This window comes from Comamonas sp. A23 (genome assembly GCF_004522605.1).
GTDB classification, from domain to species: Bacteria; Pseudomonadota; Gammaproteobacteria; order Burkholderiales; family Burkholderiaceae_C; genus Comamonas; species Comamonas thiooxydans.
On record NZ_RSDT01000006.1, the window covers coordinates 217,442 to 238,469 of the forward strand.

Annotated in this window: 19 protein-coding genes; 8 read left to right on the forward strand and 11 right to left on the reverse strand. The window is 62.0% G+C overall.

Translation table 11 applies throughout. From position 1 onward, the window contains the following. The first annotated feature begins 3 nt into the window (after positions 1-3). The 4 genes from EIC84_RS15505 (at position 4) to EIC84_RS15520 (ending at position 2,882) form a co-directional block, all read left to right on the forward strand. Positions 4-750: an aspartate/glutamate racemase family protein gene (locus EIC84_RS15505; protein ID WP_003062713.1), complete on the forward strand. Its 747-nt coding sequence runs from the start codon at positions 4-6 to the stop codon at positions 748-750. A 142-nt stretch (positions 751-892) separates the two neighbouring features. Then, entirely contained in the window at positions 893-1,540 is a 648-nt protein-coding gene (locus EIC84_RS15510; protein ID WP_003062712.1) for a GntR family transcriptional regulator, read from the forward strand. A 158-nt stretch (positions 1,541-1,698) separates the two neighbouring features. After that, the gene (locus EIC84_RS15515) at positions 1,699-2,286 is read left to right on the forward strand and encodes a chromate transporter (RefSeq protein WP_003062711.1); all 588 of its coding nucleotides are present in this window, start codon (positions 1,699-1,701) and stop codon (positions 2,284-2,286) included. Next, the gene (locus EIC84_RS15520) at positions 2,283-2,882 is read left to right on the forward strand and encodes a chromate transporter (RefSeq protein ID WP_134737328.1); all 600 of its coding nucleotides are present in this window, start codon (positions 2,283-2,285) and stop codon (positions 2,880-2,882) included. The genes EIC84_RS15515 and EIC84_RS15520 overlap by 4 nt, the downstream gene beginning before the upstream one ends. Before the next feature lie 89 nt (positions 2,883-2,971). Here the strand turns inward: EIC84_RS15520 and EIC84_RS15525 are convergent, their stop codons facing one another. Then, positions 2,972-3,745 carry an NAD-dependent deacylase gene (locus tag EIC84_RS15525; RefSeq protein WP_012838903.1) on the reverse strand — a complete coding sequence of 258 codons (774 nt, stop codon included), beginning with the start codon at positions 3,743-3,745 and terminating at the stop codon, positions 2,972-2,974. 91 nt (positions 3,746-3,836) lie between these two features. Between EIC84_RS15525 and EIC84_RS15530 the strand changes: the two genes are divergently transcribed. After that, a complete protein-coding gene (locus EIC84_RS15530; protein WP_003069465.1) occupies positions 3,837-5,777 on the forward strand; it encodes a hybrid sensor histidine kinase/response regulator in 1,941 nt (646 codons plus the stop codon). Between the two features lie 77 nt (positions 5,778-5,854). On the opposite strand, the gene rlmB is transcribed toward EIC84_RS15530, so the two are convergent. Further along, positions 5,855-6,625, reverse strand: a complete 771-nt coding sequence (rlmB, locus tag EIC84_RS15535; RefSeq protein ID WP_003069467.1) for a 23S rRNA (guanosine(2251)-2'-O)-methyltransferase RlmB — start codon at positions 6,623-6,625, stop codon at positions 5,855-5,857. 305 nt (positions 6,626-6,930) lie between these two features. On the opposite strand from rlmB, the gene sstT reads away from it, so the two are divergent. Next, complete coding sequence (sstT, locus tag EIC84_RS15540) at positions 6,931-8,163, forward strand: serine/threonine transporter SstT (protein WP_003069469.1); 1,233 nt, start codon at positions 6,931-6,933, stop codon at positions 8,161-8,163. 100 nt (positions 8,164-8,263) lie between these two features. Here sstT and EIC84_RS15545 read toward each other — a convergent pair whose 3' ends face one another. Continuing rightward, positions 8,264-8,944 carry an ABC transporter ATP-binding protein gene (locus tag EIC84_RS15545; RefSeq protein WP_003069470.1) on the reverse strand — a complete coding sequence of 227 codons (681 nt, stop codon included), beginning with the start codon at positions 8,942-8,944 and terminating at the stop codon, positions 8,264-8,266. On the opposite strand from EIC84_RS15545, the gene EIC84_RS15550 reads away from it, so the two are divergent. Next, positions 8,943-9,674: an arylesterase gene (locus EIC84_RS15550; RefSeq protein WP_003069472.1), complete on the forward strand. Its 732-nt coding sequence runs from the start codon at positions 8,943-8,945 to the stop codon at positions 9,672-9,674. The two genes, EIC84_RS15545 and EIC84_RS15550, sit on opposite strands and share 2 nt — an antisense overlap. A 17-nt stretch (positions 9,675-9,691) precedes the next feature. Here the strand turns inward: EIC84_RS15550 and EIC84_RS15555 are convergent, their stop codons facing one another. The 5 genes from EIC84_RS15555 to EIC84_RS15575 all read right to left on the reverse strand — a co-directional run bounded on the left by EIC84_RS15555 (position 9,692) and on the right by EIC84_RS15575 (position 14,212). Next, positions 9,692-9,910, reverse strand: coding sequence for a hypothetical protein (locus EIC84_RS15555; protein WP_034363096.1), 219 nt, complete (start codon positions 9,908-9,910; stop codon positions 9,692-9,694). 21 nt (positions 9,911-9,931) lie between these two features. Further along, positions 9,932-10,729 carry a DUF2189 domain-containing protein gene (locus tag EIC84_RS15560; protein ID WP_003069476.1) on the reverse strand — a complete coding sequence of 266 codons (798 nt, stop codon included), beginning with the start codon at positions 10,727-10,729 and terminating at the stop codon, positions 9,932-9,934. Between the two features lie 223 nt (positions 10,730-10,952). Beyond that, the gene (locus EIC84_RS15565) at positions 10,953-12,176 is read right to left on the reverse strand and encodes a PLP-dependent transferase (RefSeq protein ID WP_003069477.1); all 1,224 of its coding nucleotides are present in this window, start codon (positions 12,174-12,176) and stop codon (positions 10,953-10,955) included. Between the two features lie 84 nt (positions 12,177-12,260). Further along, complete coding sequence (locus tag EIC84_RS15570) at positions 12,261-12,770, reverse strand: BON domain-containing protein (protein ID WP_003069479.1); 510 nt, start codon at positions 12,768-12,770, stop codon at positions 12,261-12,263. A gap of 176 nt (positions 12,771-12,946) precedes the next feature. Beyond that, the gene (locus EIC84_RS15575; protein ID WP_003069480.1) at positions 12,947-14,212 is read right to left on the reverse strand and encodes an MFS transporter; all 1,266 of its coding nucleotides are present in this window, start codon (positions 14,210-14,212) and stop codon (positions 12,947-12,949) included. A 275-nt stretch (positions 14,213-14,487) separates the two neighbouring features. Here EIC84_RS15575 and EIC84_RS15580 point away from each other — a divergent pair, with 275 nt between their 5' ends. Continuing rightward, positions 14,488-15,519 carry a patatin-like phospholipase family protein gene (locus EIC84_RS15580; protein WP_003069483.1) on the forward strand — a complete coding sequence of 344 codons (1,032 nt, stop codon included), beginning with the start codon at positions 14,488-14,490 and terminating at the stop codon, positions 15,517-15,519. 60 nt (positions 15,520-15,579) lie between these two features. Here EIC84_RS15580 and EIC84_RS15585 read toward each other — a convergent pair whose 3' ends face one another. From EIC84_RS15585 to EIC84_RS15595, 3 genes are all read right to left on the reverse strand, one after another. Continuing rightward, a complete protein-coding gene (locus EIC84_RS15585) occupies positions 15,580-17,439 on the reverse strand; it encodes an acyl-CoA dehydrogenase (RefSeq protein ID WP_003069484.1) in 1,860 nt (619 codons plus the stop codon). Between the two features lie 138 nt (positions 17,440-17,577). Next, positions 17,578-18,753 carry an acetyl-CoA C-acyltransferase gene (locus EIC84_RS15590; RefSeq protein ID WP_003069486.1) on the reverse strand — a complete coding sequence of 392 codons (1,176 nt, stop codon included), beginning with the start codon at positions 18,751-18,753 and terminating at the stop codon, positions 17,578-17,580. A 45-nt stretch (positions 18,754-18,798) separates the two neighbouring features. Next, positions 18,799-20,898: a 3-hydroxyacyl-CoA dehydrogenase NAD-binding domain-containing protein gene (locus EIC84_RS15595; RefSeq protein WP_003069488.1), complete on the reverse strand. Its 2,100-nt coding sequence runs from the start codon at positions 20,896-20,898 to the stop codon at positions 18,799-18,801. Between the last annotated feature and the right edge of the window lie 130 nt (positions 20,899-21,028).

Consider the following 21,028-nt stretch of genomic DNA (forward strand, 5'->3'; position numbering starts at 1 on the left):
ACCATGAAACTGCTCATCATCAACCCCAATATCTCCGAGAGCGTCACCGCGCTCATCGAGAAAGAGGCCAGGCTGGCCGCCGCGCCAGACACGGAAATCACCATGCTGACCGCTCCCATGGGGGTGGCCTATATCGAGACGCGCTTCGAGGCCATGATTGCCGCCTACGCCGTGGCCGAGCTGGCCGCCGAACATGCGCACCAGCATGACGCCGTCATCCTGGCGGCCTTTGGCGATCCGGGCCTCGAAGGCCTGCGCGAGGCTCTGGACATTCCCGTGCTGGGCATGACCGAGTCCGCACTCATGAGCGCCTGCATGCTGGGCAAACGCTTCTCGATCATTGCCATCTCCAGGCGCATTACCGCCTGGTACCGAGATATAGTCGAGCGCAACGGACTCATAGACCGGCTGGCCAGCATTCGCTGCCTGGACGAGCCTCTGCGAGATATCGGAAGTGTGCAGGATGACCATGCAGCACGCCTGCAGGCCTTGTGCGAAGCAGCGGTCAGCGAAGATGGCGCCGATGTACTGATCATTGCCGGCGCCCCGCTGGCGGGCCTGGCACGCTCCATCAAGCAGAGTTTGCCGGTGCCAGCCGTCGATGGCGTCTCCAGCGCCGTCAACCATGCGCAGAGCCTGGTCTCGCTGGCTCCCGCTGCGGCACGCGCAGGCAGTTTTGCCAAACCACCGCGCAAGGACTTCAAGAACCTCCCCCCGGGGCTCACCCAGCTATTGAGCCAGCTGCCCTGAACACTCTGCGGGATAACCTCAATCGGGATGTTCGAATCCGACATGCCGCGTGACACTAGAATTCACCGGCATGTCGACAAAACACACTACAAAAGTGAACAATCGAAGCAACACATCTCGATCTGAAATTACCGTGGATGAAATGGCAGCCCGCATTGCCACAGCCATCCATGAGCACCGCCTGCTGCCGGGAACCAAGCTCGGCGAAGACAGGCTGGCCAATATCTTCAACACCAGCCGGGCTCGCGTGCGCGAGGTCCTTGCCCGCATGGCCCGCGACCAGATGGTGGAGCTGTTCCCGCAGCGCGGAGCCTTTGTTGCCAAGCCCAGCATCGAGCAGGCGCTGGACGTCTTCGAAGCGCGCCGGCTGATAGAGCCAGGCATTGTGCGTCGCCTCGTTCTGAACATGGACAACAGCAAGATCCGTCGCCTGCAGGCTCATCTGAAGCAGGAGCGCGATGCTCGCGCCAATTCCGACAAGCGAGCCACGGTTCGCCTGTCCGGCGAATTTCATGTACTGCTTGCCGAACTGGCCGGCAACTCCGCGCTGCTGCGCAGCATGCGTGAACTGTCCACGCTGACCTGCCTGACGATCTCGCTGTATGAATCGGCGGTCAACACCTGCTGTCTGGTGGACGAGCACGAAGCCGTGGTCGATGCCATTGTCGCGGGCAATGGCGAGCTGGCAGAACAGCTGATGCTCAGCCATCTGGATCACATACAGGGCAGCCTGCGCCTGGAGGCCGATGCCGACGACGCAGATCTGGAACAGATACTGGGCGACCTCTGACCTGCGCCAGGCGTCGCGATCCGGCAACGGGAGCCATCAAAGTGATCGATACGCCCTTCTCTACTGAAGATGGCTGGCAGCTATCCGGGCAGGGGCGTCCGCATTAGCATCCACGGCTGATCGCCATCACTTTCTCCAGAGGCCCAGAGGCCCTTTCAATGAGCTCACCCGCCCCTTCCTCACTGCCGCAAGCCGAGCGGCCACGCCCGCGCCATCTGAGCGAACTGTTCTGGTCGCTGACCTTTCTGGCCTTGCAGGGCTTTGGCGGTGTGCTGGCCGTGGTGCAGCGCGAACTGGTCGAAAAACGCCAATGGCTGAGCAATGAGGAGTTCATGGAGGATTGGGCCGTGGCACAGATCATGCCCGGCCCCAATGTGGTGAATCTTTCCATCATGCTGGGCGAACGCTACTTCGGCTGGCGCGGCGCCATCGTGGGGTTGTGCGGAATGCTGACGTTTCCCATGCTGGTGGTCATCAGCCTCACCCTGATCTATACCCAGTTTGCGGCCAACCCGGCCGTGGCCGGAGCCCTGCGCGGCATGGGCGCCGTGGCGGCAGGGCTGGTGGCGGGCATGGGCCTGAAGCTGGCTGGCACGCTGCGCAAGCACCCGCTGGGCAAGTGGTATTGCGCAGGGCTGGCCATCGCCGCCTTTGTGCTGGTGGCCGTGCTGCGCCTGCCGCTGTTCTGGGCCTTGCTGCTGGTGGGCGCAACAGGCTGCGTGCTGACCTACCGGAGGCTGGCATGAGCACGCTGACGATCGAGCTGCAGACCGTGGACTGGCTGCATCTGTTTGCCTATTTCCTGACGCTGTCGCTGATGGCCGTGGGTGGAGCCATCACCGCTGCGCCCGATATGCACCGCTATCTGGTCGACGGCAATCGCTGGCTGTCGGAAACCCAGTTCACCAGTTCCATCGCCATTGCCCAGGCCGCCCCCGGCCCCAATGTGTTGTTCATCGCCCTGCTGGGCTGGAACGTGGGTCTGAATGCAGGAGGCGGCACCGGCCCGGCGGCCTGGGGACTGGGAACACTCGGAGTTGCCGTATGCATGGTGGGCATTTTGCTGCCCAGCTCGCTGCTGACCTGGCAGGCCTCGCGCTGGGGTCAGCGCAACCGGGACAAACGCGGCGTGCGCGCCTTCAAGCAAGGCATGGCTCCGCTCGTGATTGGTCTGCTGCTGGCGACAGGCTGGCTGCTGGGCAGCGCCAGCGGCAACCCTGGCAGGGACTGGAAGCTATGGCTGCTGAGCCTTGCATGCACATTGCTGGTATGGCGCACACGCATTCATCTGCTGTGGCTGCTGGCTGCCGGCGCGGCGCTGGGTGCGCTGGGCTGGGTGTAAACGCAGTACCGCCCCCGGGGTCGGAAGATCAGCGTCAACTGCCAAAGCAGTCTCCTCACCGAGACAGCCGCTAGCAATCCCATCCTGGCCTACTCGGGACTTGCCAGCAGCAAGGGCAGCACCTGTGCCGATGGCATGGCGATCATCTGGTCGGCCACCGAGTCCAGCTCGCTGGCATGGGGGTTGATGATGACCACGCGCGCCCGGTTGCGCCGTGCGATCTTGGCCAGACCTGCTGCCGGGTAGACTGCGCCCGACGTGCCGATCACCAGCATCAGCTGACATTGCTCTGCCGCCTGCTCTGCCCTGGCCCAGGTCTGGCTCGGCAGAGACTCGCCAAACCACACGACGGCAGGCCGCAGCAAATTGCCGCAGGCGGCGCAATGAGGCGGCTCGCCCGGGACAGCCTGCTCCATGTCGCAGGACGCACAACGGCGATTCAGCCAGCGATTCCTGCTCAGCTCCCCATGCAGGCTCAGCACACCTTCACTGCCCGCCTGCTGGTGCAGACCATCCACATTCTGCGTGATGAGTGTCATTCGACCCGGATGCTGCCTTGCCCAACGCGCCAGCGCCAAGTGCCCCTCATTGGGAGTCACCTTGGCAACCAGCGCACGTCGGTGCTCGTACCAGCGCCAGACATGAGCCGGATCGCGGCGATACCCCAACTCGCTGGCCATTTCCTCGGGCTTGAACTGGGACCAATACCCGTTTGCATCCTCTCTGAAAGTGGGCACTCCCGACTCGGCGCTGACACCTGCCCCGGTCAGCACGGCCAGTCGCTGCGCCTCGCCCAGCCAGCGACGTACGCAGGCAATCGCACCCAAGGACGTCGAAGAATTGTCAATAAGTGCTTGAACCAAGGCTATAACCTCAAAAATCGAGTTGCAACGTGGAATACTTGAATTTCTCTGCGGAGCTTCTTCTTTGCCTGATATTGCACCACACCAGCATATGAACGAATCGGGCCAATTGTTCGCACTTCAGCAAGCCATGACGCCTGCAGCATTGGCATGGGGTCTTGTTGATGTCCCGACATTGGAACTGCGCTTTGCCAATCCTGCATTGCAGCGCCTTCTGCAGCCCAGTCACCAGGCACCCGGCATTCCCGCGCGCGAGATTCTGGAAACAGCCAGGCTGGCTATCAGGCAGTGCGTGGAGACAGGCCTAGAAGCGACTGCAAACTTGCCCGATCACCCCGGACTCTGGCATTTTTCGCCGATTCAGGGCAATGGCGCGGCAGAAGCGGTGCAATGCTATGTATTGCCGACCGAAACCTCGTTTCGTGAGCCCGATGACGAGCTCGGGCTGGGGCATGTCAACCGCTTTGAGGACTTTCTGGACCACCTGCCCTACCAGGTCTGGATTGCAACACCCCATGGAGAGGTGACCTGGCTCAACCGGGCCCTGCATGAATACGCCTACCGGGAAGTACGCCCCCTGAGCCTGCGCGAAGGCATATGGATTGATATCGTGCATCCCGACGATCTGGCGACCGTCAACACCGGGCTGTCGCGCGCCCTGATCACCGAAAAGCCGACGGGATACCGGCTGCGCATCAAGCGCCATGACGGACAGTTCCACTGGTTTTTCTCGTCGCTGTCTCCCGTCAAGAATGCGCAGGGCAGAATTCTCTACTGGGTCGGCGCCAACCTGGGCATAGACAGCGTCCGGCAATCCGAGAATCAGCTGCGCGACCAGATCACCACGCTGAGCCACCAGCTGAGACTCAAGCAGCAGGCGCTGGATCAGGCCGAAACCTACCTCGCCCAAGCCCAGAAAATGGGCATGGTGAACCAGTTGTCTGCCGGTGTCGCGCATGACATGAAGAACCTGCTTTTCATCACCGGCCTGCATGCCGGCATGCTGGAGAAGCAGCTGGGCGAGCCCGAGCAGCTCGAACATGTGGATGTGATACTCAACACCATTCAGAAAGCAGGCAGCCTGGCATCGCATCTGACGGGATTCAGCAGTCGCAAATCCATGCAGCTGGCTGCCGCCGACCCCCGTGCACTGGTGCAGGATCTGGAGCCTCTGCTGAGCAAGGCCGTAGGCCAGAACGCTGAACTGCAGCTGCATATGGCGTCCAGCATCTGGCCCATCAGCGTGGACAAGCTGTATTTCGAAAACTCGCTGATCAATCTCTGCATCAATGCGCGTGATGCCACCGAAGAACACGGTCAGATCACGCTGACAGCGGAGAACGTGCTGCTCAAGCGCACCAGCCATGCGGGTGACTACGTAATGATCAGCGTAGCCGACAACGGCATGGGCATGAGTGAGGAGATCAAGGCCCGCATCTTCGACATGTTCTTCACCACCAAGCCCGAAGGCAAGGGCGCGGGCCTGGGCCTGCCCATGGTCAAGAACTTCATGGACCATGTCCAGGGCCTGATCGAAGTGGAAAGCACTCCAGGCCTGGGAACCATCGTGAGCCTGTACTTTCCGCGCGCACAACCGGTCGTGCCGCAGAGCCCGCAAGCATCGGCCCCAGTGGGCCGGCAGGAAACGATTTTGCTCATCGAGCCCGATCTGGCCACGCGCAATGCCATGGCCCAGGTACTCTACGGACTTAGTTATCAGGTCGTGACCGCATATTTACCCGAAGTCGCGCTGCGCTATATCAACAGCGGCATGAAGGTGGATCTCATCATTGCCGCCGATGAGTTTTCCGGTGCCTTGAGCATCGCAAAAATGCAGGAAAAGCTGGCCCGGGAGCATGTTCTCATTCCGCTCATCCTCATGACCAGCAGCGAAGAGGCCGAAGTGCCGCATGCCCAGGAATGCCGCTACGTGGTGCTGAGCAAGCCCATGGAGATTGGCGAGCTGGCACGCACCGTGCAGCGCATGCTGCATCCGGACTTCACGACGCCAGCCGATCTGCCGGCCGTCTGAGAACGATTCGGCCGCCCGCAAAAAAGGCGTGGCTGCTCTCGCAGCCACGCCTTGCTTCAGATACAGGGAAAGCCGGCTCAGGCCTTGATCGCAACGGCTGCGGCCAGGCGCTGGCGCAAAGCCTCATAAAGACACACACCGCTGGCCACGGACACATTCAGACTCTCCACCGCGCCCTGCATGGGAATACTGACCAGCGCATCGCAGGTCTTGCGGGTCAGCTGGCGCATGCCATCGCCCTCGGCCCCCAGCACCAGTGCCGTCGGTCCGGTCAGATCCATCTGGTAGAGATGTTTGTCGGCATCGCCGCTGGTGCCGATGATCCAGATGCCGCGCTCCTTGAGTTCCTTGAGCGTGCGCGCCAGATTGGTGACCATGAAGTAAGGCACGGTCTCGGCCGCGCCGCTGGCCACCTTGGCCACGGTAGCGTTGATGCCGGCCGCGTGGTCCTTGGGAGCGATCACGGCATGCACACCGGCGCCGTCGGCTACACGCAGGCAGGCCCCCAGGTTGTGCGGATCGGTCACACCATCGAGCACCAGCAGCAGCGGGGCCTTCACCCCCTCCTCCTCCAGATCGTCGAGCAGCTCGTCGAGCGTGCGCGTGTCCTTGACTTCTTCCACGCGTGCAGCCACGCCCTGATGGCCGTGAGAGCCGGCGAGCTTGGCAAGGCGCAGGGCATCGGCCTCGATCAGACGCACCCCGGCTTCCTTGGCACGCTCCAGAAACTGGCGCATGCGCGCATCGCGGCGCGAAGCCTCGAAATAGACTTCGATGATGGATTGGGGGGCGGTCTTCAGACGCACGCCTACGGCGTGAAAGCCGAAAAGAACTTTGGGGGACGACATGGGGCCACATTATCCCGGCGTTTACGGCAGACCTGAGACTCGCAGGGCCATGTCTGGGCTGACAGCTGAGGTTTTCCATTGCCGCTACACTGCGCCCCCAACGGGCAAGGCACCGGTTCATCAAGCAGTACCAGCATGGTTTTTTCCGAGTGCGAGTCTTCACATGAAGCTCCACTGCCGCCCAGAACGACTGGCAACAGGCTTGAGCCTGCTGCCCCGGCATTCACGCATATAGCCTCTTCATGTCCGGCATGAGGAGGCTTACGTGTTTGTATCTCCCTCCCATCCCATAACGAATACCCAGCATGCTCAACGCCTTGCTCGATTGGTTCAACCGCAGCAGCCTGGTGCTGCAGATTCTGATTGCCCTGATTCTGGGCGGCCTGGTGGCCTGGCTATGGCCGGCCGCCGCCCAGTCGGTTTCCCTGTTGGGCAGCTTGTTCATTGCCGCGCTCAAGGCTGTCGCTCCGGTTCTGGTGCTGCTGCTGGTCATGGCTGCCGTCAGCAGCCACCGCCCCGGCCAGGAAACGCAAATCAAGCCTGTGCTCTGGCTGTACGTCATCGGCACGTTGGCGGCGGCCTGCGTGGCCGTTGCAGCCAGCGCGCTCTTTCCCTCGGTGATTCACTTTCGTGAAGCGCCCAAAGTCCAGAGCGTGCCCGGCGAGATCAGCCAGGTGCTGAGCACCGTCGTCCAAAGCCTGTTCGACAACCCCGTCAATGCATTGCTGAACGCCAACTACATCGGCATTCTGGCCTGGGCTATCGCGCTGGGCTTGGCACTACGCCACGCCACGCCCACCACCCGCACCATGGTGGAGGACTTTGGCCATGCCATCACCCGCGTGATTCAAGGCGTGATTCGCCTGGCCCCCTTCGGCATCTTCGGCCTGGTGGTCGCCACCTTCTCCTCCGGCGGGCTGGAAGCACTCAAGGACTACGCCCATCTGCTGGCCGTGCTGGTCGGCTGCATGGTGTTTGTGGCATTGGTGATCAACCCAGTCATTGTCTGGACACAGACTCGCCGCAACCCCTACCCGCTGGTGCTGACCTGCCTGCGCGAAAGCGCAGTGACCGCCTTCTTCACGCGCAGCTCGGGAGCCAACATTCCCGTCAATCTGGCCTTGGCCCAGAAGCTCAGGCTCGACGAGAACACCTACAGCATCTCCATCCCGCTGGGCGCCACCATCAATATGGCCGGCGCTGCCGTCACCATCAGCGTGCTGACACTGGCCGCTGCCCATACGCTCAATATCTCGGTGGACATTCCCACGGCCATACTGCTGTGCGTGGTCTCTGCGGTCTGTGCCTGCGGTGCCTCGGGCGTACCCGGTGGCTCGCTGCTGCTGATTCCGCTGGCCTGCAGCCTGTTCAACATTCCCAACGATGTGGCCATGCAGGTGGTCGGTGTCGGCTATGTGATCGGCGTGATTCAGGATTCGACCGAGACAGCCCTCAATTCCTCGACCGACGTGCTGTTTACCGCGGCCGCCTGCCGCGCCGCAGAGCGCAGGGCCGGGCTGGAAGTTGCGCGCATCTGAGGCTTGAACTCAGAATCTACTGATTTGATAGCTGCAAGCGCTTATTTGATAAGCGCCAGATCCCCAAAAAGGCCTGTGATCACACAGGCCTTTTGGTTTTTCAGACAGAGCGCCCGGCTTCTATGGTGATGCTTCGATCACATTGCGCCGCAATCTCGCGGTCATGCGTCACCAGAATCAGAGTCGTGCCGCGCTCGCGGTTGAGCGCAAACATCAGCTCCATGATGGTCTGGCCCGTGGCGAAGTCCAGACTGCCGGTGGGCTCGTCGGCCAGCAGCACGGCCGGCTCCACCACAAAAGCACGCGCCAGGGCCACGCGCTGCTGCTCGCCGCCCGACATCAGCCTGGGATAGTGATTGAGACGCTGGCCCAGGCCCACGCGCTCCAGCATCTGCGAAGCTCGTGCTCTCGCATCGCGCTGACCCGCCAGCTCCAGCGGCAGCATGACGTTTTCCAGCGCCGTGAGATTGCCCAGCAACTGAAAGCTCTGGAAGACAAAGCCCATCTTCTGTGCCCGCACCGCTGCCCTGTCGTCCTCGCTGAGTGCAAACAGATCCTGGCCCAGCAAGCGGACCGTGCCGCGACTGGGGGTATCGAGGCCGGCCAGAATCGACAGCAAAGTGCTTTTACCCGAGCCGGAGGCACCCACAATGGCAACGGTTTCGCCGGCCGTGAAACTCAGATTGATATCCCGCAAAATATCCAGCACGCCTGTGGAATCGCTCACCGATTTGGACAGTTGCTCAACGGCAATCAAAGGAATGGCAAGAGTTGTGGACATGAATCAATTGGATAGCAAAAACGTCAAGAGTCGCAACCAGCACTTTGCACTGCAGCGCCGTCACTGTATCGCTGTTGCTCTGTCGCTCGCCATTTCAGGGGCTTGCGGTGCGGCAGTGGCCTCATCGCCCGCCAGGAACAAGGAGCCGGCCAAGGCCGCTCCCGGCGCGAAACCCGGCCCGGTGCTGGTACTTGGCGATTCTCTGAGCGCCGAATACGGCCTGACGCGCGGCAAGGGCTGGGTGCAGTTGCTGCAGCAGCGCATGAATGACGAAAAGAATCCGCGCAAGGTGGTCAATGCCAGCATCAGCGGCGAGACTACGGCCGGCGGCAGAGCGCGCCTGGCATCGCTGCTCAGGCAGCATGAGCCGGGCATCCTGATTCTGGAGCTGGGCGGCAACGACGCATTGCGCGGCCTGGCGCTGCAGAGCACTCAGCAGAATCTGGAAGTCATGATCAAGGCTGCCAGGGAGGCTGGGGCCCAGGTGCTGCTGGTGGGCATGCAGGTACCGCCCAACTATGGTGCGGCCTATACCGAGCAATTTGCCGAGATGTTCAGGAGCATTGCCGACGCGCAAAAGCTGCCGCTGGTGCCGTTTCTGCTGTCGGGCATCGGCGATGCTCCGGACGCCGAGCGATGGTTTCAGAGCGACCGCATTCACCCCAATGCCCAGGCTCAGCCACAGATGCTGGCCAATGTCTGGCCCAAGCTCAGGCCATTGCTGAAATAAGTGACGGCCGCGCGGCCTCAGTCGCCGCTGCCTCCGCCATCACCGCCGGAGTCGCCGCCGTCCGAGCTGCAGACACCTTCGCCGCTGCCCGAGCCACAAAAATAGCTGTCGTTGAAGACGTCGCTGCCGTCTTCACGACTGCTTGCCGAAGTCCAGGCCAGCTGCGAATCAGCGCTGCGCCCCGGCACGCCGGACTGAGGCGAGAAGATTTTTTTCAACCAGTTCCAGAACTCCATGACATCCCCCCTCATTGCACCTTAAGCAGGGTTCTCCTTGCTTTCGGCGCGGACGCTGGCTTTATAAGCATGCCAGCTGGTGCAACCCAGCAGCGGCCCGATGACGATCAGACCTGCACTGTAGAAGAGCAGCGAGACCGCGATCAACACGGTGATGATCAGCCCCCACAGCAGCATCACACCCGTGTTGGCACCCACCACGCGCATGCTGGTGATGCAGGCCGTCAAGGCATCGGTATCCAGATCAAGAATGGCGGGCAGTGAAACCACCATGCTGGCAAACACCAAGGCAGCAAATATCCCGCCAACCGCGGTGTAGCCCAGCAGGAACTCCCAGTTCTCGGGCCGCAGCAGGGTCTGCAGCAGGGTTGCCGTACTGGGCATGCCGGTATCGAACGAAATGGCGAACACCACCATGGCGGCGCGCCCCCAGAGCATCTCCAGCACCATCAGCACCATGACCAGCATGCCCATGCTGGCCAGATGCTTGTCCCAGCAGGTCAACGACTCCGACAGCAGCACGGGCTTGCCCTGCTCCAGTTGCTTGCTGACGTAGTACAGGCCCATGGCCAGGAAGGGGCCTACCAGCAGACAGCCGCTGGCCATGGACATCAGATATTCAGGGCTGGAGCGAAACACCCAGGCCATCAGACGTGCCATGCCCCAGAAACACAGGCCATAGAACAGCGCAATCATTGGTGCGCGCCGCACATCGCTAAGGCCGAGCAGCAGCCATTGCCAGGGCTCGCTCCAGCGCAGTTGCAGAATCTGCAGATTGCCGGACTCGGCCTTGACCTCGGAAACAGGGGAAGCTTGCATGCGAGACCCTCCTTGTCGCCCGTACCGCGCCTCGGTGGCGGCAGCTGACAGGAACAAGTTACCCGCTCAACCTCGAATCTGCATTGCGGAAAGCCCGCATGCCGGCCTCCGCGTTTTCACTATGAAAACAAGAGCTTATAGCGCCCATTCTTTATTAACTTCAGTCAATAAAAGCATTGAAATCGCTTCTCGACAAGCGCTGTCAGCTCCTATTTAAATAGCTTCAACCAAAGGCCCTGAGCAGGGCCTGGGCCAGGTCGGCCTGCAGATCGCTAGTATCCTCAAGGCCGATGGCAAAGCGCACCACAGTGCCCGCCTTGATGTGGGGTGTGGCACGGCTGCGCATCTCGGGCAGCTCATAGGGCACGACCAAACTCACGGGCCCGCCCCAGCTGTAGCCCAGCTTGAACAGGCGCAGGCTGTCGCAGAAGCGATCGACGGCCGCCTGGTCGAAGCGCTCGTCGATGACCACGCTGAACAGACCGGCGGCCACGCCATCCTGGCCCTGCCCTTGTCCGCACAGCTGCTTCCAGCAAGCATGGCCCGGGGCATCAGGCATGGCGGGGTGCAGCACCTGCGCCACGGCACTCTGGGCAGCCAGCCACTGCGCCAGCTGGCGTGCCGAGCGATCCTGCGCGTGATAGCGCAGGCCGATGCTGGGCAGGCTGCGCAGCACGGCTTCGGCGTCGTTGCCGCTCACGCCCAGGCCCAGGCGCATGTGCGCGAGCTTGATGCGCATATGCAGGGGCTGGTTGCGCGTGATGATGCTGCCCATCAGCACATCACCGCCGCCGCTGGGGTATTTGGTCAGGGCATGGACCGTGACATCGACGCCCAGGCTGCCATCGCCCAGCAGGTCGAAGGGACGGAAAGCCAGACCCGCGCCCCAGGTGTTGTCCAGCACCATGGTCACTCCCCTGGCCCGGCACAGGCGCACCTGCTCGACAAGATCGGGGAACTCCATGGTTACCGAGCCAGGAGCCTCCAGCCAGACCAGCTTGGTGGCCGGCGTGATCTTGGCTACCAGGTCTTCGACGCACATGGGGTCATAGTACTGATGGCGAATGCCAAAATGAGCCAGCTCGCCCTCGGTCAGCGTCTTGTTGGGACCGTATACGTTATCGGGCACCAGCACCTCGTCGCCCGTCCTGAGCAGCGCCAGCGACACCGTGGCAATCGCGGCCAGGCCGCTGGGTACCAGCAGGCATTGCAGACCACCTTCCAGCGAGGCCAGACGTTCTTCCAGGGCATAGGTCGTGGGCGTGCCATGCAGACCGTAGGTGTAGCTGCTCTTGTCAAGCCAGCGGCGCTCGCGCATGGCCTGCACATTCTCGAAGTACACAGTCGAGGCCTTGTGCACGGCAAGCTGGGGGCCTTCGAAGTCCGTCGGTGGCTTGTAGGGATGATGGATCAGATGGGTGGATAGCTTGTGGTCGGCTTGGGTCATGCCCTGATCTTAGTGCCATGCAGCCACAAAAAAGCCAGAGGGCTTGCGCGCTCTGGCTTCATGCGAGGTGGCGACCTAGGGGGATCAGCCAGCCTTCACGGTCAGGTTGTTGTTGACCGAGGTCACGCCCTTGGCAGCCTTGGCGATCTCACCGGCCTGGGTCTTGACGGCTTCGCTGGGCACGGTGCCAGTCAGGGTCACTGCGCCGCCCTTGGTGTCCACATTGATCTGCAGAGCGCTGATTTCCGGGGCCTTGATCAAATCGGTCTTGACGGCAGCGGTAATGCCGGCGTCATCGAGGGCAGCACCCGCCTTGGCAGCGCCTTCTTCCATCTTGTTGCCAGCCTTTTCCATGGCGGCACCGGTAGCTTCACCAGCCTTGGCCAATGCATCGGCAGCTGCATCGCCGGCCTTGGCCGTACCTTCTTCAATCTTGCTGCCAGCATTTTCCGCAGCCTTCTCGGTCTGGGAAATGGCGGAATCGAGCTTCTGGCCAGCGGTCTTGTTGTCGTCGGACTTGCCGCAGGCAGCCAAGCCAAAGGCCAAGGCGGTAATGGCCAGAACTTGAGCGGAACGCTTGAACATAGTGGTCATATCGATTTCTCCCTTAATGCTTGCAAAAACATGACGGTCAACTGTAACGAACCACCATTTTGGCTCGGATACGAACTTTTCCCGCATCCCTGTAGGACAAATTTGTCCGAATTTGTGACATTTGATTAATAAGTGTTTTCTTCTGTGATTTACAGAAACTCTATGCAAGCCATGCACTAATCCGCAACCTCTTGCATGCGCGGATGGCGCGCAAATGCCAAGCCCAGCAGGGTAGCCAACAGCATGACAAAGCAGGCAAACAGGCTCACGGCCAGCTTGATGCTCCAGTGGTCGGCAATCCAGCCCACTGCCATCATGGGCAGCATGGAGCCAAGCAAACCGATGGTCTGATAGGTAGACAACATGCCTGCCCGGTTGTCGGGTCTGGCAAGACGGCCCACCATGGTCATGCCGGCCAGCATGCACATGCCATGCCCCAGTGCCGTCAAACACACGCCCAAGATGAACAGCAGCATCGAGCGCATCTGCAGATTCAGCAACAGCATGCCGTTGCTCAGCACCAGCAGCGCCATGCCGGCAAAACCGCAGCGGTGCAGCGGCAGGCTGGCAGCCACCAGCTGAATGCCTGCAGAGACAAGCAAAATCACCGCAATGGCCGTACCGCTGACCACCGGGCCGCTCCAGGGAATCATCTGCTGTAGAAACAGCGGCGCCATGGAGGCATACAGCCCGAATACGCCGAACGCCACGAACGGGTAGCCACAGGTCAGTGCAAAGGCCAGGGAATCCTCGTGCACAGGCCAGGTCAGCCGCGGCAGACAGTCCCGCCAGTGCAGGCGGCCCGGGGCCTGCCCCAGTTGGCCCGCACCCCGCAGCACCGACTCCGGCAGCTTGAGCGTGACAACGCCCGCCACACCGATGCAGCCCAGCACCAGCGGCACCAGATAGGCCGTCGTCAAGGGCTGAGGCAGCCACTGCCCCGCCACGCCACCGATCAAGGGCCCCAGACCAAAGCCCAGCACATTGAGAAAGCTGGCCACCATGGCCACGCGCTGCGGCTGCAGACCGGTGCTTTCGCTGGAAGCCAGCAGCGTCAGCCCCGTGGTGGCGCTGATGGTGATGAGGCTTGAGGACAGCCCCACCACAAAGCGCCCGACGATCAGGCTGGGCAGATTCCAGGCCAGCATGGAGATCAGGGTGTCTGCCAGCGTCAGGCACAGGAAACACAGCATCACGCGCTGAAAGCCGATGCGGTCGGGCAGACGCCCCAGAAACAGCAGGGCGCACAGGCCACCGCACATATAGAGCACATAGATCAGCGAGATATCGCTGGGCCGCAACTGCCAGGCTTGCTGATAGAGCGCATACAGGGGACTGATCAGCGCCGCCCCCAGCACACCCACCACCAGGCCGAAGCCCACCCACCAGACCGAGGCCTGTGCCGTTGTGGCGCCGGCCTGCCATGTATTGCTTTGCGACATTTGCTGCCTCTTGATCGGGCCGGGCCTGCGACAGGGACAGAGCGGACAGTCGTTGGTCCTGCCGCGCCGTCAGAGCGGGCCAGCCACTTGCTTGTGATGAGAACATTGTCTGCAAAGCCGCATCGGCACGCATAGGCCAAACAAAGGATACATGCCCCAAACTATTTGCTATCAAGTACAGGAAGCTATGCTTTTTGCTGATCAAAACCAGCACGTCAACGCATCAAACACCCGTCGCTATACTTTGCGCCCTAATGACAGCAGGATTTCCCGGCATGTGCCTGAATGCTTTTTTGCGCCCCTTGGTCTGTTTGAGTCTGCTTGGCCTTGCCGCCTGCGGCAGCAATCCCCCCAGCCCCGCAGCGACTCCTGAGGCCCCCTCGACCACCGCATCAGCCCCTCCGATCAAGATCGGCCTGGCGCTGGGCGGCGGTGCGGCCAAGGGCTTTGCCCATATCGGCGTCATCAAGATGCTCGAGGCCAATGGCCTCACGCCCTCGTTCGTGGCAGGCACCAGCGCCGGCAGCGTGGTGGGTGCGCTCTATGCAAGCGGCATGAACGCATTTGAGCTGCAGGAAAAAGCCGTGGCGCTGGACGAAGCCAAGATCCGCGACCTGCAGCTGTCCGCTGGCGGCCTGGTGCTGGGCCAGAAGCTTGAGGACTATGTGAATGAACAAGTCCGCCGCAAACCGCTGGAGCAGATGGCCAAGCCTTTTGTTGCGGTTTCCACGCGCCTGGAAGACGGTGAACGCACCGTGTTCGCACGTGGCAATGTAGGCCAGGCCGTGCGCGCCTCCAGCAGCGTGCCGGGCGTGTTCCAGCCCGTCACCATCGGCAAGCACCACTATGTGGACGGCGGCATTGTCAGCCCCGTGCCGGTGGATGCCGTGCGCAATCTGGGGGCCGACATCGTGATCGCCGTGGACATCTCCAACAAGGCCAGCGGCAAGACCCCCGCCAATATGCTGGGAGCGCTCAATCAGTCGATTGCCATCATGGGTCAGAAGCTGGGCCAGGCCGAGTTGGCGCGTGCCGACATCATCATTCGTCCCAAGGTGCTGGACATCGGCCCGGCCGACTTCGCACAGCGCAGCCACGCGATTGTGGAAGGCGAGAAGGCCGCCACTGCACTGATGCCGCAGATTCGCGAACGCATCGCCCAGCTGCGCGCCGAACGCACCAAAGCCACTCAAATAGCGCAGCAGAAAGCCGCCGAAGCCAGCTATCAGGACTGCCTGAAACAGCGCTCCAGCCTTCAAAAGCTGTCCGGTATGGTGGGTATGAGCGGCAACTGCGAAAAGCCCTGAGCTGAACCTGCTCCATGAAAAAGGCCCGCTGATGCGGGCCTTTTTATTGCACTGCGAGGCTCAGAACGCCTCCTCCTCCATCCCTGCACAGGTCATGTCGCGCGCCTTGACCACCTGTAGCCAGGCGCCGATGCGCGGCAGCTCGTAATGGAAGAAGTAGCGCTGCGCCGCCATGCTGCCGCGATGAGCTGCAATTGCCAGATCCTTGTCCATGGCCAGAACGGCCAGCGCCACATCCAGCCAGATCCAGGCCAGCACCAGGTGACCGAAGGCCTGCATATAGGGCACGGCATTGGCCAGTGCCTCCTGCGGGTTGCCCGTGGCCCAGGCTGCCTTGGTGGTTGATCCAACATCGGCCAGCGCACGCGCCAGTTGATTGGCATAGCTGCCCAGCTTCTCATGCTGCATGGCCCGCTGAATGGTGGCATTGATGCGTGCAGCCAGCAGTTGCAGGCCCTTGCCGCCATCCATGACGACCTTGCGGCCCAGCAGATCCATGGCCTGTATGCCGTGCGTGCCCTCGTGAATCATGTTCAGGCGGTTGTCGCGCCAGTACTGCTCGACCGCGAAATCGCGCGTATAGCCATAGCCGCCATGGATCTGGATGGCCAGCGAATTGGCCTCCAGGCAGAACTCGCTGGGCCAGCTCTTGGCCACCGGCGTCAGCACCTCCAGCAGCAGCCTGGCTTCTGCCGCCTGCTGTGCTTCGCCCGTGTACTGCTCGTCCACCAATCTGGCGCACAGCAGGTTCAAGGCCAGCGCACCTTCGCAATAGGCCTTCTGCGCCAGCAGCATGCGCTTGACGTCGGCATGTTCGATGATGCGCGACTGCGGCCGGCTCGCATCCTTGCCACCCTCGCCTATGGGCCTGCCCTGAGGACGGCTTTGCGCATATTCGAGACTGGCGTGATAGCCGGCCATGCCCAGCATGGAGGCCGCCATGCCGATGGAAATGCGCGCCTCGTTCATCATGTGGAACATGCATTTGAGGCCCTCGCCGGGCTTGCCGACCAGATAGCCGATCGCACCCGCGCCGCGGCCGTCCAGACCACCACCATGCTGACCGCGCACAGGGTATTTGCCTTCGCCGAAATTGAGCAAGGTATTGGTCGTTCCGCGCCAGCCCAGCTTGTGGTTGAGGCCTGCCAGGGCCACATCGTTGCGCTCGCCGGTCAGCCGGCCCTCGGCATCGACCAGCTTCTTGGGCACGATGAACAGCGAAATGCCCTTCACGCCGGCAATGGTCTTGCCATCGGCGCCCGGAATCTTGGCCAGCACCAGATGCACGATGTTCTCGGTCATTTCGTGGTCGCCCGAGCTGATCCACATCTTGTTGCCCTTGAGGCGATAGCGCGGCCCCAGCGCGTCACTCTCATGCTCGATGCCATCGGGCTCGGCGCGCGTGGCGATGTCCGACAGCGACGAGCCCGCCTGCGGCTCGGACAAGGCCATGGTGCCGGCCCAGCGGCCGTTGAACTCATTGGCGGCAAAGACTTTTTTCTGCCGCTCGCTGCCATGGGCCATGATGGCATTGGCATTGCCCGAGGTCAGCATGTTCGAGCCTATGCTGATCGAGGCCGCCGCGAAAAAGCAGTTGGCCGCCGCCTCTACGGTGTAGGGCAGCTGCATGCCGCCCATCTCGTAGTCCTGAGCCGCGCTGAGCATGCCCGATTCGGCATAGGCCTCGCGGGCTTCATAGGTGCATTGAGGCAGGATGACTTTTTCGCCATCGAACTGCGGCTCCTGCAGATCCACCGTGCGATTGAAGGGCGCGTATTTCTCGCGCGCGATACGCTCGCAGGTATCCATCACCGCATCGAAAGTATCACGCGAATGATCGGCAAAGCGGGGGCGGCTGGTCAGGCCTTCGGCCTGCAGCCAGTCGTAGAGCAGAAAGTCAATGGTGGAACGCAGGCGCATAGATTACCTATCAAAGCAGGCTTCATCGCTTATGGATAAAGCGCTTGAAGCTATCAATTTCATATATCCAGAGGAGAAAAAAGCCGCCTCCAGCCCCTACCCCAAGGTGACCAGAAGGCGGCTTGGCTGAAGCCCTGCTTACAGCACTTCAAACACGCCCGCTGCGCCCATACCGCCACCAATGCACATGGTCACGCAGACACGCTTGGCGCCGCGGCGCTTGCCTTCGATCAGTGCATGCCCCGTCAGGCGCTGGCCCGAGACACCATAGGGGTGGCCCACAGCAATCGCGCCGCCGTTGACGTTGAGCCTGTCGGCCGGAATGCCCAGCTTGTCGCGGCAGTAGATGACCTGCACGGCAAAGGCTTCGTTGAGCTCCCACAGGTCGATATCGTTGATCGACAGACCCAGCTTCTTGAGCACCTTGGGAATGGCGTAGATGGGGCCGATGCCCATTTCGTCGGGCTCGCAGCCGGCCACGGCAAAGCCCAGGAAACGGCCCAGGGGCTTGAGGCCCTTGCGCGAGGCATATTCCTCGCTGACCACGGCGCAGGCGCCGGCCCCGTCGGAGAACTGGCTCGCATTGCCGGCCGTGATCACCCCGCCGGGCAGCGCGCTGCGCAGACCGCTGATGCCTTCCTTGGTCGTGCCCTCGCGAATGCCCTCATCCTTGCTGACGGTCACCTCCTTGGTGATCAGGCCGCGCACCTTGTCGGCCACGCCCATGACGGTCTTCATGGGAGCAATTTCCGCTTCGAACAGGCCGGCCGCCTGTGCCGCAGCCGCTTTCTGCTGGCTGGAGGCGCCGTACTCATCCTGGGCATCGCGACTGATGTTGTAGCGCTTGGCCACCTGTTCGGCAGTCTGCAGCATGCTCCAGTAGATCTCGGGCTTCATGGCCGTCAGCTCGGGATCGAAGGCCATGTGCGGATTCAGGTGGGGCTGCACGCAGGAGATGCTCTCCAGACCGCCCGCCACCAGCACATCGTTCTCGCCCGCGATGATGCGCTGGGCAGCCAGCGCAATCGCCTGCAGACCCGAAGAGCAGAAGCGGTTGATGGTCAGACCCGATGTGGTGACCGGCAGACCTGCACGCATGGCAATCAGACGGGCGACGTTGCCGCCGGTCGTGCCTTCGGGCAGGGACATGCCCATGATCACGTCCTCGACCTCGGCACCCTCAATGCCGGCGCGCTCCACTGCGGCCTTGACGGCGTGGGCCCCCAGGGTGGGACCGTAAGTCATGTTGAAAGCGCCCTTCCAGCTCTTGGCCAGCGGAGTGCGCGCGGTAGAAACAATCACTGCGGATGTCATGTTCTGTCCTTTGATTCTGGGTGTTTCGTGGCAAATCGTCCGCGCCTAGCTGAACTGCTTGCCTTCGGCGGCCAGCTTGGCCAGCAGCGGTGCGGGCTGCCAGAACTTGGCATCGTCGTTGGGGTTCTTGGCAAAGCGACCCATCGCCTGAACCACGTTGAACAGGCCGACCTCGCCCGCATAGTGCATGGGGCCGCCGCGCCACAGCGGAAAGCCGTAGCCGGTCAGATACACCATGTCGATGTCGCCGGACTTGCTGGCAATGCCGTCCTCCAGAATGTGCGCGCCTTCGTTGGCCAGCGCATAGACCAGGCGCTGCACGATTTCCTCGTCGGAGATCTTGCGCGGCGTGATACCCAGGCTCTTGCGGTGCTCGTCGATCATCTTGGCCACCACCTCCGAAGGGATGGCATCGCGCTTGCCAGGCACATAGTCATACCAGCCCGCACCGGTCTTCTGGCCAAAGCGGCCCAGCTCGCACAGACGGTCCGCACTGGCGCTGTACTTCATATCGGGTTTTTCGACATAACGGCGCTTGCGAATCGCCCAACCGATGTCGTTGCCCGCCAGATCGCCCATGCGGAACGGGCCCATGGCAAAGCCGAACTTCTCGATGGCCTTGTCCACCTGCTGTGGCGATGCACCTTCGTCCAGCAGGAAGCCGGCCTGGCGCGAGTACTGCTCGATCATGCGATTGCCGATGAAGCCGTCGCAGACGCCGGAGACCACGGCCGTCTTCTTGATCTTCTTGCCCACCTTCATCACCGTGGCCAGCACATCCTTGGCTGTGGCCTTGCCGCGCACCACTTCCAGCAGCTTCATCACATTGGCGGGACTGAAGAAATGCATGCCCACCACGTCTTGTGGACGCTTGGTGAAGGCGGCGATCTTGTCCACATCCAGGGTCGAAGTGTTGGATGCCAGAATCGCGCCGGGCTTGGCCACTTCATCGAGCTGCTTGAAGACCTGCTCCTTCACGCCCAGCTCCTCGAACACGGCCTCGATGATGAGGTCGGCATTCTTCAGATCGCCATAGTTAAGCGTCGTGGACAGCAGGCTCATGCGCTGCTCGTACTTCTGCTCGGAGAGCTTGCCCTTCTTGACCTGGGCTTCGTAGTTCTTGCGGATGGTCGCAACGCCGCGATCCAGGGCTTCCTGCTTGGTCTCCAGAATCGTGACGGGAATACCCGCATTGAGGAAGTTCATGGAAATGCCGCCGCCCATGGTGCCGGCGCCGATCACGCCCACGGTGCGGATCTCGCGCACCGGTGTATCGCCGGGCACGTCGGGGATCTTGGAGGCGGCACGCTCGGCCATGAACAGATGGCGCAGCGAACGCGACTCGGGCGTCATCATCAGCTGCATGAAGGTTTCACGCTCGGCCACCATGCCGTCGTCGAACTTCTTGGTCGTGGCGTTCTTGACGGCCTCAAGACAGCGCAGGGGCGCAGGGAAGTTCTTGGACATGCCCTGCACCATGGTGGCGGCGAACTCGAAATAGGCCTCGCCCTGGGGATGCTTGCAGGACAGGTCGCGCACACGCGGCAGCGGGCGGACATCGGCGACCTCCAGCGCCAAGGCCTTGGCCTCGGCCAGCAGCGTCTCGGCCGATGCAGACATCTTGTTGAACAGCTTCTGGCCGGGCAGCATGGCCAGCATTTCGCTCATCACGGTCTCGCCGCTGACAATCATATTGAGTGCGGCTTCCACACCCAGTACGCGAGGCAGGCGCTGGGTGCCGCCGGCGCCTGGCAGCAGGCCCAGCTTGACCTCGGGCAGCGCCACGGCCGTGCCGGGGGCGGCAATGCGGTAATGGCATCCCAGCGCCAGCTCCAGCCCGCCCCCCATGCAGACGCTGTGAATCGCGGCGATCACAGGCTTGGTCGACAGGTCCAGTTGCTGGATGACCGAAATCAGATGCGGCTCGCGGTAGGCATCTTCCTTGCCGAACTCTGTGATATCGGCTCCGCCCGAGAAGGCCTTGCCGGCGCCGGTAATGACGATGGCCTTGACGGCGTCATCCGCCAGAGCCTGGCGCAAACCCTCAACCACACCTCGTCTGGTGGCCAGACCCAGGCCGTTGACCGGCGGGTTGTTCAAGGTAATGACGGCGATGGCTCCGTCCACTTTGTATTCAGCAGTCATGCTGTTGTCCCCTGTTCAATAAATAGAAAAGAACGGTCGTGCGTTTTTATTTTCCGAATTTTGCTGCGTTGCGCAACTGATGCTTGTCCTGAGCGAGACAGCTCACACAATGAGCACACCTCATATCAGA

Excerpts from the sequence above, each read along its gene's own strand:
- EIC84_RS15565 (WP_003069477.1), bottom strand. The coding sequence starts at position 12,176 with ATGACCCAAGCCGACCACAAGCTATCCACCCATCTGATCCATCATCCC.
- EIC84_RS15580 (WP_003069483.1), top strand. The coding sequence starts at position 14,488 with ATGTGCCTGAATGCTTTTTTGCGCCCCTTGGTCTGTTTGAGTCTGCTT.
- EIC84_RS15570 (WP_003069479.1), bottom strand. The coding sequence starts at position 12,770 with ATGACCACTATGTTCAAGCGTTCCGCTCAAGTTCTGGCCATTACCGCC.
- EIC84_RS15560 (WP_003069476.1), bottom strand. The coding sequence starts at position 10,729 with ATGCAAGCTTCCCCTGTTTCCGAGGTCAAGGCCGAGTCCGGCAATCTG.
- EIC84_RS15555 (WP_034363096.1), bottom strand. The coding sequence starts at position 9,910 with ATGGAGTTCTGGAACTGGTTGAAAAAAATCTTCTCGCCTCAGTCCGGC.
- EIC84_RS15575 (WP_003069480.1), bottom strand. The coding sequence starts at position 14,212 with ATGTCGCAAAGCAATACATGGCAGGCCGGCGCCACAACGGCACAGGCC.
- EIC84_RS15590 (WP_003069486.1), bottom strand. The coding sequence starts at position 18,753 with ATGACATCCGCAGTGATTGTTTCTACCGCGCGCACTCCGCTGGCCAAG.
- EIC84_RS15515 (WP_003062711.1), top strand. The coding sequence starts at position 1,699 with ATGAGCTCACCCGCCCCTTCCTCACTGCCGCAAGCCGAGCGGCCACGC.
- EIC84_RS15520 (WP_134737328.1), top strand. The coding sequence starts at position 2,283 with ATGAGCACGCTGACGATCGAGCTGCAGACCGTGGACTGGCTGCATCTG.
- EIC84_RS15545 (WP_003069470.1), bottom strand. The coding sequence starts at position 8,944 with ATGTCCACAACTCTTGCCATTCCTTTGATTGCCGTTGAGCAACTGTCC.
- EIC84_RS15530 (WP_003069465.1), top strand. The coding sequence starts at position 3,837 with ATGAACGAATCGGGCCAATTGTTCGCACTTCAGCAAGCCATGACGCCT.
- EIC84_RS15505 (WP_003062713.1), top strand. The coding sequence starts at position 4 with ATGAAACTGCTCATCATCAACCCCAATATCTCCGAGAGCGTCACCGCG.
- sstT (WP_003069469.1), top strand. The coding sequence starts at position 6,931 with ATGCTCAACGCCTTGCTCGATTGGTTCAACCGCAGCAGCCTGGTGCTG.
- rlmB (WP_003069467.1), bottom strand. The coding sequence starts at position 6,625 with ATGTCGTCCCCCAAAGTTCTTTTCGGCTTTCACGCCGTAGGCGTGCGT.
- EIC84_RS15595 (WP_003069488.1), bottom strand. The coding sequence starts at position 20,898 with ATGACTGCTGAATACAAAGTGGACGGAGCCATCGCCGTCATTACCTTG.
- EIC84_RS15510 (WP_003062712.1), top strand. The coding sequence starts at position 893 with ATGGCAGCCCGCATTGCCACAGCCATCCATGAGCACCGCCTGCTGCCG.
- EIC84_RS15585 (WP_003069484.1), bottom strand. The coding sequence starts at position 17,439 with ATGCGCCTGCGTTCCACCATTGACTTTCTGCTCTACGACTGGCTGCAG.
- EIC84_RS15550 (WP_003069472.1), top strand. The coding sequence starts at position 8,943 with ATGAATCAATTGGATAGCAAAAACGTCAAGAGTCGCAACCAGCACTTT.